Source organism: Pantoea sp. RCC30.1, assembly GCF_058148845.1.
Genome location: NZ_JBXUHX010000023.1, coordinates 1 through 18,831, shown reverse-complemented (window position 1 = coordinate 18,831; position 18,831 = coordinate 1). Strand labels below are relative to the sequence as shown.

Sequence of the window (18,831 nt, the reverse complement as noted above, 5' to 3'; positions counted from 1 at the left end):
CATGAACACTCTGGCCTCCCTTGCGGATGTGATTGCCGTGGTGCCCGCTGCCGGGATCGGCAGCCGCATGCAGGCAACTTGTCCGAAGCAATATCTGACGATTGGTCAGCACACCCTTCTGGAACACAGCATTGCGCGTCTGTTTTCCCATCCCGCTATCAAACAGGTGATTGTCGCCCTTAGCCCTGATGACCAGTACTTCGCTTCACTGCCGCTGGCACGCGATCCGCGTGTGATCAGGGTGACAGGCGGAGAGACCCGCGCTGAATCGGTGCTGGCCGGATTGCAGGCCGCACAGGGTTCCGCCTGGGTGCTGGTCCATGACGCTGCGCGTCCCTGCCTGCATCCCGACGATCTCCAGAAACTGCTTAATGTGCGTGAACAGAGCCACGTAGGCGGCATTCTGGCCGCGCCAGTGCGTGACACCATGAAACGGGGCAAGCCGGGCAAAGCTGCGGTGGCACATACCGTGGAACGCGACGATCTCTGGCACGCCTTAACGCCGCAATTTTTCCCTCATGCTCTGCTCACTGCCTGCCTGACGCGGGCGCTGACAGAAGGCGCTACCATCACCGATGAAGCGTCGGCGCTGGAGTATTGCGGCTACCATCCGCTGCTGGTCAGCGGACGCAGTGATAACATCAAAGTCACCCGGCCAGAAGATCTGGCGCTGGCGGCTTTTTATCTGAGTCAGATTCAATTAAAGGAGAGCGCATGATGCGTATCGGTCACGGTTTTGACGTTCACGCCTTTGGCGGAGAGGGTCCGTTAGTGATTGGCGGTGTGCGGATCCCGTTTGAACACGGTTTTATCGCCCATTCGGATGGCGATGTGGCGCTGCATGCGCTGACTGACGCGCTGCTGGGCGCAGTAGCGATGGGCGATATCGGCAAGCTGTTCCCCGACACCGATCCGGCCTTTAAAGGGGCAGACAGTCGCGGCCTGCTGCGTGAGGCCTGGCGTCGTATCGAAGCCAAAGGCTATCGCATCGGTAATGTCGACGTCACGATTATTGCTCAGGCACCGAAAATGCTGCCGCACGTGCCACAGATGCGCATCAACATCGCAGAAGATCTGGGCTGCCATATGGATGCGGTCAATGTCAAAGCGACCACCACCGAGAAGCTTGGCTTTACCGGGCGCGGCGAAGGCATCGCCTGTGAAGCGGTCGCGTTAGTCCTGAAAGCTGACAGCCAATGATTCTGAATTACCTGCACGGCACACCTGTGGCCTCTGGCGTGATCAAAGCCAATCCGGAAGACTTCGTGGTGGTTGAAGATCTCGGTTATGGCGCGGATGGTGAAGGTGAGCACTTACTGGTGCGCATCCGTAAAGTCGGGGCCAATACCCGCTTTGTGGCTGAGGCACTGGCTAAGTATCTCGGTATTCATCAGCGCGACATGAGTTATGCCGGGATGAAAGACCGCCATGCAGTGACGGAACAGACGCTCTGTTTTCGTCTGCCGGGTAATACGATGCCCGATCTGCGCGGTTTTGCGCTGGAAGGGGTCGAAATCCTGCAGGCGGTGCGCCACAAGCGTAAGCTGCGCATCGGCGCACTGGCGGGAAATGCGTTCCGGCTGGTCATCCGCCAGATTAGCGATCGTGATGCGGTTGAAACGCGTCTGGCGCAGATTTGCGATTCGGGCGTACCCAACTATTTTGGTGAACAGCGCTTTGGTCGCGGTGGCAATAACCTGCTGATGGCGGAGAAATGGGCGCGAAATGAGATCATTGTTCGTGACCGCAACAAGCGCAGCCTGATGCTCTCTGCCGCGCGCAGTGCGTTGTTTAATCAGGTGACTAGTGCGCGTCTGCAGCAGCAGGGCGGCCTGACTCAGGTGCTTAACGGCGATGCTTTACAGCTGACCGGACGCGGCAGCTGGTTTGTCGCCCAGCCTGATGAACTGGAAGAATCACAGCGCCGGGTTGATCAGCATGAGCTGCGCATTACCGCGCCGCTGCCCGGACGCGGTGAGCCGGGCCCGCAGGCTGACGCGCTGGCCTTTGAACAGCAGTCGCTGGCGGATGACATGCTGCTGCTGGGACTGATTGAACGTGAGAAGGTCGATGCAGCCCGCCGCGCCATGCTGATGGTGCCGCGTGATATGCAGTGGAGCTGGTGGGATGACGTCACGCTGGAGCTGTCATTCTGGCTGCCCGCAGGTAGCTTTGCCACCAGCGTGGTCCGTGAGTTGCTTACCCCTGCGGACTCGCCCGATCAGATTGATGAATAATCTTCGCCGCAACCTGACCTGCAGTGTGGGTAATGTTGCGGCAAACCCCCACCGTCGTGTGATTTACGCCTACCACTTCCTTGCGCGCCTCGCTAGAATGCAAAAATCGCTGTCCATTCCCTGCCTGTTGCCATGCCGTTAAAACAGGTTCAGACATGGCGACCAGTCGAATAAAAAAAGGTCAGAACGAAATGCGGATATTGCTCAGCAACGATGACGGCATTCATGCGCCAGGTATTCAGACTCTGGCGAAAGCCCTGCGGCAGATTGCTGACGTACAGGTTGTTGCCCCCGATCGTAACCGAAGCGGTGCCTCGAACTCATTAACGCTGGAAACGCCACTGCGCACTTTCACCCATGAAAACGGCGATATCGCGGTTCAGATGGGGACGCCGACCGACTGCGTCTATCTGGGAGTGAATGCGCTGATGCAGCCGCGTCCCGACATCGTGGTGTCAGGCATTAATGCCGGCCCCAATCTGGGTGACGATGTGATCTATTCCGGCACAGTGGCGGCGGCGATGGAAGGGCGACATCTTGGCTTACCGGCAATCGCGGTTTCGCTCAATGGCCATCAGCACTACGACACCGCGGCGGCGGTGACCTGCGCTCTCCTCAGGGCGCTGACGCATGAACCACTGCGCACCGGCCGCATTCTCAACATCAACGTCCCCGATCTGCCGCTGTCCGAACTCAAAGGCATCCGTGTGACGCGCTGTGGCAGCCGCCATCCGGCAGATCAGGTGATTGCGCAGCAGGATCCGCGCGGCAACACTCTCTACTGGATTGGACCACCGGGCGAAAAGCTCGATGCGGGTCCAGATACGGATTTTGCTGCCGTCGATCAGGGCTACGTGTCTGTCACCGCGCTGCATGTCGACTTAACGGCGCACAGCGCGCAGGACGTGCTCAGTAACTGGCTGGCAAAAGCTGAGGTGAACCTGGCATGGTGAATCGGCGTATTGAGACACTGCTGTCACAACTGCGTCAGCAGGGCATTGATGATGAAAACCTGCTGAAAGCCATTAGCGAGGTGCCGCGCGAACGTTTTATCGACGAGGCGTTCGAGCATAAAGCCTGGGACAACGTTGCTTTGCCTATTGGCTCCGGCCAGACGATATCCCAGCCTTATATGGTTGCGCGGATGACCGCGCTACTGGAACTTAATCCGCATTCACGCGTACTGGAGATTGGTACGGGTTCAGGTTACCAGACGGCGATCCTTGCTCATCTGGTGGACCATGTCTATTCAGTGGAACGTATCAAAGGACTGCAATGGCAGGCTAAGCGCCGCCTGAAGCAGCTGGATCTGCATAATGTCTCGACCCGGCATGGCGATGGCTGGCAGGGCTGGCCGTCACGTGGTCCGTTCGACGCCATCATTGTCACCGCCGCACCACCGGAAATTCCGATTGCGCTGATAGCACAACTGGCAGAAGGCGGCATTATGGTGCTGCCGGTCGGCGAGGATCAGCAGGTACTGAAACGCCTGCGTCGTCAGGGCGAAGAGGTCACGGAAGAGATTATTGAGCCCGTGCGTTTTGTTCCACTGGTGCAGGGCGATCTGGCCTGACACTCTTCGTATTTCTTCACAACTGTTTCATGGCACCACGTACCTGATGTTGTTACTATCCGGTTTATTCAACAAAAATGCAGATTTTATTACGCTGCGCAGAGTATTCTGCTGACAGGTACAGTGAAACAGATAGATCAGAGTTGCCATCACGGGGGATTAATGAGCACGGGAAGCACACTTTTTCAGTTACGCCGTCTGGCGGCGCTTTCACTGGTAGGTTTTTGGCTGGCAGGCTGCAGCTCCAGCGACAATTCACAGGCACCCATCAGTCGCGTTGGCGATGATGGCGGCATGACTAACAGCCAGGCTGGATCCGACACGGTTTCAGGTGGTGTTCCTGTCGCGCCATCCCAGGGACAAATGTTAAGCAAAAATTCAGCATCTGTCCCCAGTAACGGTGGAATGATTAGTACCAATAGTAATGTTGAGACGCAGAATGGCCGGATAGTGTACAACCGCAGTTATCAGAATATTCCTAAGGGTAGCTACTCCGGTGAAACCTATACCGTTAAGCGTGGCGACACCTTATTTTATATTGCCTGGATTACCGGCAATGATTTCCGTGATTTAGCCCAGCGTAACAACGTTCCTGCGCCATACGGCCTGAATGTCGGTCAGACGTTACAGATTGGAAATGGGTCGGGTCAGCCGATTACAGGCGGCAATCCCATTACCGTTGCTGATGCAACGCAGGGCGGGGTTCCGGCGGCGCCACAAATTAAATCGCCTGCTGTTGCACAGCAACCTGTTATTACGTATTCTGATGATTCGGGTAATTCGGGTGGCAGCAAATTGTTGCCTTCGAAAGGAGCAAATGTTGCAACGACAACAGCTCCAGTAGTTACCGCACCCCCAACGGTTAGCAGTACAACCAACAGTTCAACGCCGGTCGGAAGCTGGCGCTGGCCGACTGACGGGAAGATTATCGATAACTTCTCTGCCGCCGAAGGTGGCAATAAAGGTATCGATATCGCCGGGACGCGCGGACAATCTGTGGTCGCCACTGCTTCAGGACGAGTGGTTTACGCAGGTAACGCACTCCGGGGTTACGGTAACTTAATCATCATTAAACACAACGATGATTACCTGAGCGCCTACGCCCACAACGATACAATGCTGGTTCGGGAACAACAGGAAGTTAAGGCGGGGCAAAACATCGCTACCATGGGTAGCACCGGAACCAGTTCAGTCAGATTACACTTTGAAATTCGTTACAAGGGGAAATCCGTAAACCCGTTGCGTTATTTACCGCAGCGATAATCCGGCAGAACAAACTCTTTTTATGTTCTGCCCTGGAATCACGGGTAGGAGCCGCTTATGAGCCAGAATACGCTGAAAGTAAACGAGTTACATGAGAACGCGGAATTCGATGAGAACGGAGCTGAAATTTTCGACGAAAAGTCAATCGTCGAAAACGAAGCCAGTGATAGTGACGTAGCGGAAGAAGAGTTGCTATCACAAGGTGCGACGCAGCGTGTATTAGATGCGACGCAGCTCTATCTCGGGGAGATTGGCTATTCTCCGTTGTTAACGGCAGAGGAAGAAGTTTTCTTCGCTCGCCGTGCATTGCGGGGTGATATTCCTTCCCGTCGCCGTATGATCGAAAGTAACTTACGCCTGGTGGTGAAAATCGCCCGTCGTTACAGCAATCGTGGTTTAGCTCTGCTGGACCTGATTGAAGAAGGTAACCTCGGCCTGATTCGCGCCGTAGAGAAATTTGACCCGGAGCGCGGTTTCCGTTTCTCAACGTACGCCACCTGGTGGATTCGTCAGACTATTGAACGGGCGATCATGAATCAAACCCGTACCATTCGTCTGCCGATTCATATTGTAAAAGAACTGAATGTTTATCTGCGTACTGCGCGTGAACTTTCTCACAAGCTCGACCATGAGCCGAGTGCGGAAGAGATCGCCGAACAGCTGGACAAACCGGTTGATGACGTAAGCCGCATGTTACGTCTTAACGAACGCATTACCTCGGTTGATACGCCATTAGGTGGTGATTCTGAAAAAGCGCTGCTGGATATTCTGGCCGATGAGAAAGACAACGGCCCGGAAGACACCACGCAGGACGATGATATGAAACAAAGCATCGTCAAATGGCTGTTCGAGCTGAACGCCAAGCAGCGTGAAGTGCTGGCTCGTCGTTTCGGCCTGTTGGGCTATGAAGCGGCAACGCTTGAGGATGTTGGTCGTGAAATCGGCTTAACCCGCGAGCGTGTACGCCAGATTCAGGTTGAAGGTTTGCGCCGTCTGCGCGAAATCCTGCAGGCGCAGGGCCTCAGCATTGAAGCACTGTTTCGTGAATAATCGTTTATAAGACGCTCTGAGTACGAATGCAAAAAGCGATGGTGGAAACCATCGCTTTTTTTATGTCTGCAGAAAAGTAATGTGCGGGTGAACAGAAGCACCGCACCGCGCATTAAGCGGTGCAGCGTATTATCAGACCAGCGATTTAAGACGATAAATCCAGTCGAGCGCCTGACGCGGTGTCAGCGTATCCGGATCCAGTGCCTCAAGCGCCTCCACGGCAGGCGATGTCTCTTCAACCAGCAGCGGCAGCTGAGAACCATCGACCGTCGATGAAGCTGAGTGGTTTGAAACGTTCTCAAGTTCCTTGAGCTTGTTGCGCGCCCGCTTAATCACCTCTTTAGGCACGCCAGCCAACGCTGCTACCGCCAGGCCATAACTCTTACTCGCGGCCCCTTCCTGCACGCTGTGCATAAAGGCGATGGTGTCACCGTGCTCAACGGCATCCAGATGGACGTTGACCACGCCTTCCATTTTTTCCGGCAGGGTAGTCAGTTCAAAGTAATGGGTGGCAAACAGCGTCATCGCCTTGATGCGGTTCGCCAGGTTTTCGGCGCAGGCCCAGGCCAGCGACAAACCGTCGTAGGTGGAGGTTCCGCGTCCAATCTCATCCATCAGCACCAGGCTGTTTTCGGTGGCGTTGTGAAGAATGTTGGCGGTTTCGGTCATCTCAACCATAAAAGTCGAGCGCCCGGAGGCGAGGTCATCCGCAGCACCGACGCGAGTAAAGATGCGATCCAGCGGGCCAATCAGTGTCTCATCGGCCGGAACAAAACTGCCAATCCATGCCATTAGCGCAATCAGCGCGGCCTGTCGCATATACGTACTCTTACCCCCCATGTTGGGGCCGGTAATGATCAGCATTCTGCGCTGCGGGGCCAGTGACAGCGGGTTGGCAATAAACGGCTCTTTCAGAACCTGTTCAACCACCGGATGGCGACCGCCGCTGATTTTAATCCCGGCTTTATCCTGCAACACCGGGCGGCAATAGTTCAGTGACCAGGCGCGTTCCGCCAGGTTGCTCAACACATCCAGCTCTGCCAGCGCGGCGGCACTGAGCTGCAGCGCTTCCAGATGCGGCAGCAGCTGATCGAACAGCGCCTCATACAGGCTTTTCTCCAGCGACAGCGCTTTGCCCTTAGAGGTGAGGACCTTGTCTTCGTACTCTTTCAGTTCCGGGATGATGTAGCGCTCAGCGTTTTTCAGCGTCTGACGACGGACATAGTGCATCGGAACCTGATGACTCTGTCCGCGGCTGACCTGGATGTAATAGCCATGCACACCGTTAAAGCCGACCTTAAGAGTATCCAGTCCGAGCTTTTCGCGTTCGCGAATCTCCAGCCGGTCGAGATAGTCGGTTGCGCCATCGGCCAGCGCGCGCCACTCATCCAGCTCTGCGTTGTAACCGGGCGCAATCACTCCGCCGTCACGGATCAGCACAGGCGGTGATTCAATCACCGCCTGCTCCAGCAGTTCACGTAACGCGGTGAACTCGCCCATCTGCGCGCGCAGTTTCTGTAACTGCGGTGCTTCGACATCGGCCAGCAGCTGGTTCAATTCTGGCAGTTGCTGAAACGCATGACGCATGCGGGCAAGATCGCGCGGACGTGCTGTACGCAGCGCCAGGCGGGCCAGAATTCGCTCAAGATCGCCGACCTGACGCAGCACTGGCTGCAGCACGTCGCTGAGATTTTGCAGCTCAGCAATCGACTCCTGACGCTGGTTAATGATGCGCGCATCGCGCAGCGGCATATGCAGCCAGCGCTTCAGCATCCGGCTGCCCATCGGAGTGACGGTTTTATCCAGCACGGCCGCTAAGGTGTTGTCGGTGCCGCCTGCCAGGTTCTGAGTGATCTCCAGATTACGGCGGGTAGCGGCATCCATGATGATGCTGTCCTGCTGCCGCTCCATGCTCAGCGAGCGGATGTGCGGCAGCGTGGTGCGCTGGGTATCTTTGACATATTGCAGCAGGCAGCCCGCCGCGCTCAGTCCGAGATGCGCGTTCTCCACGCCGAAGCCATTCAGGTCGCGGGTGCCAAACTGCAGGTTCAGCTGCTGGCGCGCGGTGTCGATCTCAAACTCCCACAGCGGACGGCGGCGCAGGCCCCGTCGCTGATCGATCAGCGACATGGCCTGAAAATCTTCGGGATAGAGCAGCTCAGCCGGATTGGTACGCTGCAGCTCTGCTGCCATGGTTTCTGCATCGGCCGGTTCGCTGAGGCGGAAACGGCCTGAGCTGATATCCAGCGTGGCATAGCCAAAACCGCGCGGGCTTTGCACAATTGCCGCCAGCAGATTGTCGTGCCGCTCCTGCAACAGCGCCTCATCACTGATGGTGCCTGGCGTGACGATGCGCACTACTTTGCGCTCGACCGGGCCTTTGCTCAGCGCCGGATCGCCTATCTGCTCGCAGATGGCAACGGACTCGCCCAGCTGCACCAGTTTAGCCAGATAGCCTTCAACCGCATGATAGGGCACGCCAGCCATCGGGATCGGTTCGCCCGCTGATGCACCGCGTTTGGTGAGAGAAATCTCCAGCAGCTGCGAGGCGCGTTTTGCGTCGTCATAAAACAGCTCGTAGAAGTCACCCATACGATAAAACAGCAGAATGTCAGGATGCTCTGCCTTGAGGCGCAGGTACTGCTGCATCATTGGCGTGTGAGAAGGAAAGTCCTTTTCGGTTGGCTCTTGCATAAGGTTTTAACTCATCTTTAATGCGGTAAATTTCTGGCGGTCAACGCCCATGAAACCGAAAGGGATTCCAGGCGCGCAGGATAGTCAGATGATAACGAATAGGGCAGGGCATATGCCAGCCTGATACATCGCCCTGATCCTGACGGCGTGTAACCTGAAGGGCATCCTGGCAAAAGTGGCGGCGGCTGGCGACAGAAAAGTGCCTTTTTTCATTACTCTGACGCGGGGCTGCGAGGCGGCTCGCGATTTCTGCGACAGTTTAGGGCGGGCAAGGCGGCAATGAAGTGCTTCGGGGATAGTTGAGGTCAGTGCAGCCCGTTCTGCAGCGCCCAGACGGCGGCTTCAAGCCGGGATTTAAGGTTCATCTTCTTCAGCAGATATTTGACGTGGACTTTGACCGTGCTTTCACTGATGTCCAGTTTGCGGGCAATCGCTTTGTTGGTCATCCCGTCGCTGATCAGTTGCAGAATTTCGCGTTCACGGCGGGTCAGCTGATTGATATCGCGCGTCTGAGCAGGCTGCGCTTCGCGTAATCGGGCAACCAGAATCGGGGTCAACGCTTCGCTCAGCACGATCTGTCCGGCGGCCGCCTGATGCAGCGCTTTCAGCAAGGCTTCCGGTTCCATATCTTTCAGCAGATAACCATCTGCGCCGCGCTTCAGCGCGCTGACTACATCCTCTTCATTATCTGAAACGCTGAACACCACCACCCGGCCAGAGAGAGCGATTTCACGCAGCTGGGTCAGGGTATCCAGTCCATTCAGACCCGGCATATTAAGATCAAGCAGGATCAGGTCGGGATCGTGCTGTTGTGCCAGCGCCAGTCCATCGATGCCATTACCCGCTTCGGCAACCACCTGCAGTCGCTCATCCAGCGCAATCAGCTGCTTCAGCCCGTTACGTAGCATGGGATGGTCGTCGATTAATAAGAGCGTAAATTTCCCGGCAGTCACAATGGCTCCTGTGTGTCGCGTATGCCAGCCCTGAACGGGCGGAGAGGCCTATCTTACCGGTGAAGCGGGGTCGCTATATACCCCCAATGGACTACTCCTTTATTTCCATTCGGGCACCCTTTTGCTGATGACGTTTTCAGACGCCATTAAACCGCATGATTTATAAGGGTTATCCGCGAGCAGTCAACTACTTAACAGGGATGGTCAGGGATTGGTGCGCCTTTATAACCTGCCTTGCCGTTGATTTGTATCAAGCAAGCCGGCAGGCCGGATGCGCAGGATATGCACAATTATTATTCTGCTGATGAGAGATTTATGACCCAATCCGCCCCTTTGCAAACCCCGACGCGCGGCGCGTTAATTCAGGACTGGCAACCGGAAAACGATGCGTTCTGGCACTCACGCGGTAAACGTATCGCCAGCCGTAACCTGTGGATTTCTGTTTTCTGTCTGCTGCTGGGCTTCTGCGTCTGGATGCTGTTCAGCACCGTCGCGGTTAACCTGAATAAAGTGGGTTTTAATTTCAGCACCGAACAGCTCTTTTTACTGACCGCGCTGCCATCGGTGTCCGGCGCGTTGCTGCGTGTCCCTTACTCTTTTGTTATTCCGATCTTTGGCGGACGCCGCTGGACCGCCTTCAGCACCGGTATCCTGATCATCCCGTGCCTGTGGCTCGGTTTTGCCGTACAGGACAGTCAGACTTCATTCGCGACTTTTATGGTGATTTCCCTGCTGTGCGGTTTTGGCGGTGCTAACTTCGCTTCAAGCATGGGCAACATCAGCTTCTTCTTTCCCAAAGCCCGTCAGGGCGGCGCGCTGGGCATCAACGGCGGCCTCGGTAATCTCGGCGTCAGCGTCATGCAGTTTGTCGCGCCGCTGGCGATCTCCTGCGCCATTTTTGGTTTTGCCGATGTGGGTCATACCACCGTCACTGGCGACAGCCTCTGGCTGGAGAATGCCTCCTGGATCTGGGTGCCGTTCCTGGCGATCGGCACGCTGGCAGCCTGGTTCGGCATGAACGACCTGGCAGCAGCGAAATCCTCGCTGCGTGAGCAGTTGCCGGTGCTGAAACGTCCCCACCTGTGGGTTATGGCGCTGCTCTATCTGGCGACCTTTGGTTCCTTTATCGGTTTCTCTGCCGGTTTTGCCATGCTGACGAAGACGCAATTTCCTGATGTTGTGATCATGCATTACGCCTTTTTCGGTCCGTTGATTGGCGCACTGGCCCGTTCCGCAGGCGGCATCATTTCTGACCGCCTCGGCGGAACCCGCGTCACGCTGGTCAACTACATCCTGATGGCGCTGTTTGCCGCGCTGCTGTTCCTGACTCTGCCGGGTGACGGACATGATGGCTCGTTCGTCGCCTTCTTCGCCGTTTTTATGGGCCTGTTCCTGACTTCCGGTCTTGGCAGCGGCTCTACCTACCAGATGATTGCAGTGCTATTCCGCAAGCTGACGCTGGAACGTATCAAAGCCGAAGGCGGCGACGATACGCATGCGCAGCGTGAAGCTGGAACGGAAACCTCGGCTGCGCTCGGCTTTATCTCCGCCATTGGCGCGCTGGGCGGCTTCTTTATTCCGCAGACCTTTGGCCTGTCGCTCGCTATGACCGGCTCACCCGCTGGCGCGATGAAAATCTTCCTGGTCTTTTACCTCTGCTGTATCGCGGTGACCTGGCTGGTTTACGGACGAAAATCCCGCGCCTGATAACGATAAAGCCGGTGTGGCACACCGGCACAATTTTCCTTTCTGTGTCGCGACAGATGCAGAGTCAGCAATGTCATACAAAGCCTTCAGGAGTATTCCGGATGAGCAAGTTTCTTGATCGATTTCGTTATTTTAAACAGCTGGCCGAGCCGTTTTCCGGCCAGCATGGCCAGACCTTAAACAGCAATCGCGACTGGGAAGATGGCTATCGCAGCCGCTGGCAGCACGATAAAATCGTGCGCTCCACCCACGGTGTTAACTGTACCGGCTCATGCAGCTGGAAAATCTACGTGAAAAACGGTCTGGTCACCTGGGAGACCCAGCAGACCGACTATCCACGTACCCGTCCCGATCTGCCCAACCATGAGCCGCGCGGCTGCCCACGCGGTGCCAGCTACTCCTGGTATCTCTACAGTGCTAACCGCCTGAAATATCCGCTGATGCGCAAGAAGCTGATTCAGTTGTGGCGCGACGCGAAAGCGCAGCACAGCGATCCGGTAGATGCCTGGGCATCCATCATCAGCAATCCTGAAAAGGCCAAAAGTTACAAGCAGGCGCGTGGACGTGGTGGCTTTGTCCGCTCCAGCTGGCAGGAAGTGAACGAGATGATCGCTGCCGCGAACATCTGCACCGCGAAGACCTTCGGCCCTGACCGTATTATGGGATTCTCGCCGATTCCGGCGATGTCGATGGTCTCTTACGCTGCCGGCGCACGTTACCTGTCACTGATTGGTGGCACCTGCCTGAGCTTTTACGACTGGTATTGCGACCTGCCACCTGCGTCACCGATGACCTGGGGCGAGCAGACCGACGTACCGGAATCGGCCGACTGGTACAACTCCTCTTACATCATTGCCTGGGGCTCGAACGTGCCGCAGACCCGTACCCCGGATGCCCACTTCTTCACGGAAGTCCGTTATAAAGGGACAAAAACCGTGGCCATCACCCCGGACTATGCCGAAGTCGCGAAGCTCTGCGACCAGTGGCTGAGTCCGAAGCAGGGCACCGACAGCGCGATGGCGCTGGCGATGGGCCACGTGATGCTGAAAGAGTTTCACCTTGATCGCGAAGTCGGCTATTTCCGCGATTACGTGCGCCGTTATACCGATATGCCGATGCTGGTCATGCTGGAGCCACGTGAGGGCGGTTACTACGCTGCGGGCCGTCAGCTGCGCGCCAGCGATCTGGTCGATGGCCTGGGTCAGGAAAATAATCCGGAATGGAAAACCGTGGCGCTGGATGAGGCGACCGGTGAACTGATTGCGCCGCAGGGCTCTATCGGCTTCCGCTGGGGCGAAAAAGGCAAATGGAACCTTGAGCAGCGCGACGGCCTGTCACAAAAAGAGGTGGAGCTGCAGCTCAGCCTGCTTGGCCGTCACGATGAGGTGGTTGAAGTCGGTTTCCCTTACTTTGGTGGCATCACCAGCGAGCATTTCAATAGCGTCGCGCTGGATGAGATTTTGCTGCACAAACTGCCGGTAAAACGTCTGCAACTGGCAGATGGCAGTGAGGCGCTGGTCACCAGCGTCTACGATCTGACCCTGGCGAACTATGGTCTGGATCGCGGTCTGGATGATGCCAACTGCGCGCAAAACTACGATGAGATCAAAGCCTATAGCCCGGCCTGGGCGGAGCAGATTACGGGCGTTTCCCGTCAGAACATCATCCGCATTGCCCGCGAGTTTGCCGAAAACGCCGAGAAAACCCGTGGCCGCTCAATGATCATCGTCGGTGCCGGTATGAACCACTGGTATCACATGGACATGAACTACCGTGGCCTGATGAACATGCTGATTTTCTGCGGCTGTGTGGGTCAGAGCGGTGGTGGCTGGGCGCACTATGTCGGTCAGGAGAAACTCCGTCCGCAGACCGGCTGGGCACCGCTGGCTTTTGGTCTCGACTGGCAGCGTCCGCCACGTCAGATGAACAGCACCTCCTTCTTCTATAACCACTCCAGTCAGTGGCGCTATGAAACCCTGGCCACCAGCGAACTGCTGTCACCGCTGGCGGACAAAAGCCGCTACAGCGGCAGCCTGATCGACCTTAACGTCCGTTCCGAACGCATGGGCTGGCTGCCTTCCGCGCCTCAGCTTAACGTCAACCCGCTGCATATCGCGGCGCAGGCGAAAGCCGCCGGTCAGTCACCGCTGGATTATACCGTGGAGAGCCTGAAGCAGGGCACCATGCGATTTGCCGCTGAACAGCCGGACGACCCGCAGAACTTCCCGCGTAACCTGTTTGTCTGGCGTTCCAATCTGCTCGGCTCGTCAGGTAAAGGGCATGAGTACATGCTGAAGTACCTGTTGGGCACCGAAAACGGCATTCAGGGTAAAGATTTAGGTCAGCAGGGGCGCGTGAAACCGGAAGAAGTGGAATGGCTGGATCAGGGTGCTGAAGGCAAGCTGGATCTGGTGGTCACACTCGACTTCCGTATGTCGAGCACCTGTCTCTACTCTGACGTCGTGCTGCCAACCGCTACCTGGTATGAAAAAGACGATATGAATACCTCGGATATGCATCCGTTTATTCATCCGCTGTCTGCGGCCGTCGATCCTGCCTGGGATTCAAAGAGCGACTGGGAGATCTATAAAGGCATCGCAAAAGCCTTCTCCGATCTCTGCCCTGGCCATTTAGGCGTTGAAACTGATGTGGTTACGTTACCGGTGTTGCATGACTCACCCGCAGAACTGGCGCAGCCGTTTGAGGCGAAAGACTGGAAAAAAGGCGAGTGCGACCTGATCCCGGGCAAAACCGCACCACACATTATGGTGGTGGAACGCGACTATCCGGCAACCTGGGAACGCTTTACCTCGCTGGGACCGTTGCTGGATACCCAGGGTAACGGCGGCAAAGGCATCAGCTGGAACACCAGCAAAGAGGTCGATTTCCTCAAGCAACTGAACTACGTCAAAGCGGATGGCCCGGCAGCGGGACGGCCGAATATCGACACGGCGATCGATGCAGCAGAAGTGATCCTGGCGCTGGCACCGGAAACCAATGGTCAGGTAGCAGTGAAAGCCTGGCAGGCGCTGGGCGCAATTACCGGTCGTGACCACACGCATCTGGCACTGAACAAAGAAGATGAGAAGATCCGCTTCCGCGATATCCAGGCGCAGCCGCGCAAGATTATCTCCAGCCCGACCTGGTCAGGTCTGGAAGATGAACATGTCTCTTACAACGCCTGCTACACCAACGTTCATGAGCTGATCCCGTGGCGTACCCTGAGCGGCCGTCAGCAACTCTATCAGGATCATGAGTGGATGCGCGCCTTCGGTGAGAGCCTGATGGTCTACCGTCCGCCAATCGATACCCGCGCGGCGAAGCCGTTGCTGAACAGCAAGCCCAACGGTAATCCGGAGAAGGCGCTGAACTTCCTGACGCCACACCAGAAGTGGGGCATTCACTCCACCTACAGCGACAACCTGCTGATGCTGACGCTGTCACGCGGCGGACCGATCGTCTGGATGAGTGAAGATGACGCCCGCGAGCTGGGCATTGTGGATAACGACTGGATCGAGGCATTCAACGCCAACGGTGCGCTGACTGCGCGTGCGGTCGTGAGCCAGCGCATCCCGGCCGGTATGACCATGATGTACCACGCTCAGGAACGCATCGTGAATATCCCCGGCTCGGAGATCACCAGCCAGCGCGGCGGCATTCATAACTCCGTGACACGAACCTGCCCGAAACCGACCCACATGATCGGCGGTTATGCGCAGCTTTCCTGGGGCTTTAACTACTACGGCACCGTCGGCTCCAACCGTGATGAGTTCGTGGTGGTGAGAAAAATGAACAACGTTAACTGGTTAGATGGGGAAGGCAACGATGCCAGCCAGGGCAGCCAGCAGGAGGTAAAACCATGAAAATTCGTTCACAGGTCGGCATGGTGCTGAACCTCGACAAATGTATCGGCTGCCACACCTGCTCGGTGACCTGTAAAAACGTCTGGACCAGCCGCGAGGGCATGGAATACGCCTGGTTCAACAATGTCGAAAGCAAACCTGGCGTCGGCTATCCGCACGCCTGGGAAGATCAGCAGAAGTGGAAGGGCGGCTGGATCCGTAAGATCAACGGCAAACTGGAGCCGCGCATGGGCAGTCGCGTCGGCCTGCTGTCGAAGATCTTCGCCAACCCGGATGTGCCTGCGCTGGATGATTATTACGAGCCGTTCGATTTTGATTATCAGCATCTGCACAATGCGCCTGCCGGTAAACATCAGCCGATCGCACGTCCGCGCTCGCTGATCACTGGTCAGCGGATGAAAAAGATCGAAAACGGCCCGAACTGGGAAGAGATCCTCGGCGGCGAGTTTGCCAAACGTTCACAGGATAAGAACTTCGATAACATCCAGAAGGAGATTTACGGCCAGTTTGAGCACACCTTCATGATGTACCTGCCACGCCTGTGTGAGCACTGTCTCAACCCGGCGTGTGTGGCGACCTGCCCAAGCGGCGCGATCTACAAGCGCGGCGAAGATGGCATCGTGCTGATCGACCAGGATAAATGTCGCGGCTGGCGGATGTGCCTCACCGGCTGTCCGTACAAGAAGATCTACTTCAACTGGAAAAGCGGCAAATCAGAAAAATGTATTTTCTGTTATCCGCGTATCGAAGCGGGCCAGCCCACCGTCTGCTCAGAAACCTGTGTTGGCCGTATCCGCTATCTCGGCGTGCTGCTCTATGACGCTGACCGCATTGAACAGGCGGCCGCAGCGGAAAACGAGAAAGATCTCTATCAGAGCCAGCTGGATATCTTCCTCGATCCTAACGATCCGGCGGTGGTCGCGCAGGCAATGAAAGATGGTGTAGCACAGAGCGTGATCGACGCGGCCCAGCGTTCACCGGTTTATAAAATGGCGATGGAGTGGAAGCTGGCGCTGCCGCTTCACCCTGAATACCGCACGCTGCCGATGGTCTGGTATGTACCGCCGTTGTCACCGATTCAGTCTGCGGTGGATGGCGGGGCAATGGCGCATACCGGCGTACTGCCGGATGTGGAAAGCCTGCGCATTCCGGTTGAGTATCTGGCGAACCTGCTGACCGCAGGCGACACCGCGCCAGTGCTGCTGGCACTGAAACGCATGCTGGCGATGCGCCATTACAAGCGCGCAGAAAGCGTGGACGGTGAACATGATATCCGGGCGCTTGAGCAGGTCGGTCTGACTGAAGCCCAGGCGCAGGAGATGTACCGCTATCTGGCGATCGCGAACTATGAAGATCGCTTCGTGGTGCCCTCCAGCCATCGCGAACTGGCGCGTGAAGCCTTCCCGGAGAGCAAAGGCTGCGGCTTTAGCTTTGGTGATGGCTGTCACGGCAGTGACAGCAAATTCAACCTGTTCAACAGCCGCCGTATTGATGCCATCGACATCAGTAAGAAAACCATCCGCCCAGAGGATGCCTCATGATGACGTTACGGATTCTTTCGCGGCTGCTGGACTATCCGGACGAGGCGCTGTTTACCCACTCTCCCGACCTGATCGCGGCGCTGGATGACGCCAGTGAACTCAACCTGCAGCAGAGCGCACGGCTGGTGCGTTTTATCAATCAGCTCTGTGCCCGGCCACTACTCGACGTACAGGCTGAATACTGCGAACTGTTTGATCGTGGCCGCGCCACCTCGCTGCTGCTGTTTGAACATGTGCACGGTGAGTCCCGCGATCGCGGTCAGGCGATGGTCGATCTGCTGGAACAGTACCGGGCCGACGGTCTGGAGCTGGACAGCAAAGAGCTGCCCGATTATCTGCCGCTCTACCTGGAATATCTCGCCTGTAAAAGCGATGAGGCCGCGCGTCAGGGGCTGGACGACATCGTGCCGATCCTGGCATTGCTGGCTGCGCGGCTGGAAGAGCGTCAGAGTCCTTATGCTGATCTGTTCACCGTGTTACTGACGCTGTCCGGTAGCGCGGTCGATCCTACGGCCCTCAAGCCCCAGGTGGCGCTGGAAGCGCGCGATGATACCCCGGCAGCACTCGATGCGGTCTGGGAAGAGGAGCAGATTAAATTTCTCGGCGAACAGGGCTGTGCCTCGGCACAGCAGGCTATGCATCAGCGTCGCTTCGCCGATGCGGTCGCGCCGCAGTATCTGGATATCACCGCGGCGACGGCGCGCACCACAGGAGAATCAGCATGAATTTTATTAATACCTTCTTCTTCGATATTTACCCCTACCTGGCCGGAACGGTCTTCCTGGTGGGCAGCTGGCTGCGCTATGACTACGGGCAGTACAGCTGGCGGGCCGGTTCCAGTCAGATGCTGGACAAAAAAGGGATGCGGCTTGCCTCTAACCTGTTCCACATCGGCATCATCGGTATCTTCTTCGGCCATATCGTCGGGATGCTGACGCCGCACTGGATGTATGAATCGTTCCTGCCGATCGACGTTAAGCAGAAGCTGGCGATGGTTGCCGGTGGCCTGTTTGGTGCGATGACGCTGGCGGGTGGTGCGCTGCTGCTGAAGCGACGCCTGACCAATCCACGGGTGCGGGCAACGAGTAGCGTCGGCGACATTCTGATCCTGACGCTGCTGGTGGCTCAGGCCACGCTGGGTCTGCTGACCATTCCGTTTTCCGCCCAGCATATGGACGGCAGTGAGATGATGAAGCTGGTGGGCTGGGCGCAGGCGGTGGTGACCTTCCACGGTGGCGCGTCGCAGCATCTGGAAGGCGTAGCATTTATCTACCGCGTGCACATGGTGCTGGGCATGACGCTGTTCCTGCTGTTCCCGTTCTGCCGCCTGGTGCATATCTGGAGCGCGCCGGTTGAGTATCTGACCCGTCGTTATCAGTTGGTGAGAAACCGCCGCTAAATGCAGGATGGCTGCGGGAGAAATACCGTCCCCGCAGCCCTTTTTAACCCACCGCTGCGTTGACGTTTTTTTAAGATTATGGACTGTATGTCACCGCGCTGAACGACTACTATTACCGCATCTGAATTTACCCCCTCGTTTATGGATAACCGATGCGTCTCAAGTTAGCCCTCCTTGCGTTCATCCCGCTTCTGGCCTCCTGCAGCAGCAAACCTGAAGTTCCGACCCAGCAGAAGATGCTGGCTGCGCCACAGGGCGGTTTTTTACTGCAGCCTTCGCACAGCGGACAGGCGATGTTTGGTGACTTCGCCGGTAATCCGGCAGCAGAGCAATTTATCGATAAGATGGTAGAGAAGCATGACTTTGATCGTGAGCAACTGCACAACATCATTGGTCAGGCTAAGCGACTGGATTATGTGCTGCGGCTGATGGATCGTCAGGCGCCGAGTTATACGCCCGCGCCGGGACCTAACGGGGCCTGGATCCGCTATCGCAACAAGTTTATTACGCCGGATAACGTGCAAAACGGCGTGGCGTTCTGGAACCAGTAT

General features: G+C 56.8%; 15 protein-coding genes. 13 read left to right on the top strand and 2 right to left on the bottom strand.

The window, feature by feature from the left end; genetic code table 11:
* Position 1 precedes the first annotated feature (1 nt).
* The 7 genes from ispD to rpoS all read left to right on the top strand — a co-directional run bounded on the left by ispD (position 2) and on the right by rpoS (position 6,123).
* Positions 2 to 718: a 2-C-methyl-D-erythritol 4-phosphate cytidylyltransferase gene (gene ispD, locus AC2LB6_RS17995; RefSeq protein WP_490094529.1), complete on the top strand. Its 717-nt coding sequence runs from the start codon at positions 2 to 4 to the stop codon at positions 716 to 718.
* Entirely contained in the window at positions 718 to 1,200 is a 483-nt protein-coding gene (gene ispF / locus AC2LB6_RS17990; protein WP_008927107.1) for a 2-C-methyl-D-erythritol 2,4-cyclodiphosphate synthase, read from the top strand. Before ispD ends, ispF begins: the two co-directional genes overlap by 1 nt.
* A complete protein-coding gene (gene truD / locus AC2LB6_RS17985; protein WP_490094528.1) occupies positions 1,197 to 2,237 on the top strand; it encodes a tRNA pseudouridine(13) synthase TruD in 1,041 nt (346 codons plus the stop codon). Before ispF ends, truD begins: the two co-directional genes overlap by 4 nt.
* A 191-nt stretch (positions 2,238 to 2,428) precedes the next feature.
* The gene (gene surE, locus AC2LB6_RS17980; RefSeq protein ID WP_490094557.1) at positions 2,429 to 3,190 is read left to right on the top strand and encodes a 5'/3'-nucleotidase SurE; all 762 of its coding nucleotides are present in this window, start codon (positions 2,429 to 2,431) and stop codon (positions 3,188 to 3,190) included.
* Positions 3,184 to 3,810: a protein-L-isoaspartate(D-aspartate) O-methyltransferase gene (locus AC2LB6_RS17975; protein WP_490094527.1), complete on the top strand. Its 627-nt coding sequence runs from the start codon at positions 3,184 to 3,186 to the stop codon at positions 3,808 to 3,810. Before surE ends, AC2LB6_RS17975 begins: the two co-directional genes overlap by 7 nt.
* Before the next feature lie 162 nt (positions 3,811 to 3,972).
* Entirely contained in the window at positions 3,973 to 5,073 is a 1,101-nt protein-coding gene (gene nlpD / locus AC2LB6_RS17970) for a murein hydrolase activator NlpD (RefSeq protein ID WP_490094526.1), read from the top strand.
* Between the two features lie 57 nt (positions 5,074 to 5,130).
* Positions 5,131 to 6,123 (top strand): RNA polymerase sigma factor RpoS, encoded by a 993-nt coding sequence (rpoS, locus tag AC2LB6_RS17965; protein WP_490094525.1) that lies wholly within the window; start codon positions 5,131 to 5,133, stop codon positions 6,121 to 6,123.
* 132 nt (positions 6,124 to 6,255) lie between these two features.
* On the opposite strand, the gene mutS is transcribed toward rpoS, so the two are convergent.
* Positions 6,256 to 8,817 (bottom strand): DNA mismatch repair protein MutS, encoded by a 2,562-nt coding sequence (gene mutS, locus AC2LB6_RS17960; RefSeq protein WP_490094524.1) that lies wholly within the window; start codon positions 8,815 to 8,817, stop codon positions 6,256 to 6,258.
* 305 nt (positions 8,818 to 9,122) lie between these two features.
* Positions 9,123 to 9,770, bottom strand: coding sequence for a two-component system response regulator NarL (narL, locus tag AC2LB6_RS17955; RefSeq protein ID WP_490094523.1), 648 nt, complete (start codon positions 9,768 to 9,770; stop codon positions 9,123 to 9,125).
* A 315-nt stretch (positions 9,771 to 10,085) separates the two neighbouring features.
* On the opposite strand from narL, the gene AC2LB6_RS17950 reads away from it, so the two are divergent.
* The 6 genes from AC2LB6_RS17950 to AC2LB6_RS17925 form a co-directional block, all read left to right on the top strand.
* A complete protein-coding gene (locus AC2LB6_RS17950) occupies positions 10,086 to 11,477 on the top strand; it encodes a NarK family nitrate/nitrite MFS transporter (protein WP_490094522.1) in 1,392 nt (463 codons plus the stop codon).
* Positions 11,478 to 11,578: 101 nt separating this feature from the next.
* A complete protein-coding gene (locus tag AC2LB6_RS17945; protein ID WP_490094521.1) occupies positions 11,579 to 15,340 on the top strand; it encodes a nitrate reductase subunit alpha in 3,762 nt (1,253 codons plus the stop codon).
* Entirely contained in the window at positions 15,337 to 16,881 is a 1,545-nt protein-coding gene (narH, locus tag AC2LB6_RS17940) for a nitrate reductase subunit beta (protein WP_490094520.1), read from the top strand. Before AC2LB6_RS17945 ends, narH begins: the two co-directional genes overlap by 4 nt.
* Positions 16,878 to 17,606 carry a nitrate reductase molybdenum cofactor assembly chaperone gene (narJ, locus tag AC2LB6_RS17935; RefSeq protein ID WP_490094519.1) on the top strand — a complete coding sequence of 243 codons (729 nt, stop codon included), beginning with the start codon at positions 16,878 to 16,880 and terminating at the stop codon, positions 17,604 to 17,606. The genes narH and narJ overlap by 4 nt, the downstream gene beginning before the upstream one ends.
* Positions 17,603 to 18,280, top strand: a complete 678-nt coding sequence (gene narI, locus AC2LB6_RS17930) for a respiratory nitrate reductase subunit gamma (RefSeq protein WP_490094518.1) — start codon at positions 17,603 to 17,605, stop codon at positions 18,278 to 18,280. Before narJ ends, narI begins: the two co-directional genes overlap by 4 nt.
* A gap of 152 nt (positions 18,281 to 18,432) precedes the next feature.
* A partial coding sequence (locus tag AC2LB6_RS17925) for a lytic murein transglycosylase (protein ID WP_490094517.1) occupies positions 18,433 to 18,831 on the top strand: 399 nt, incomplete at its 3' end.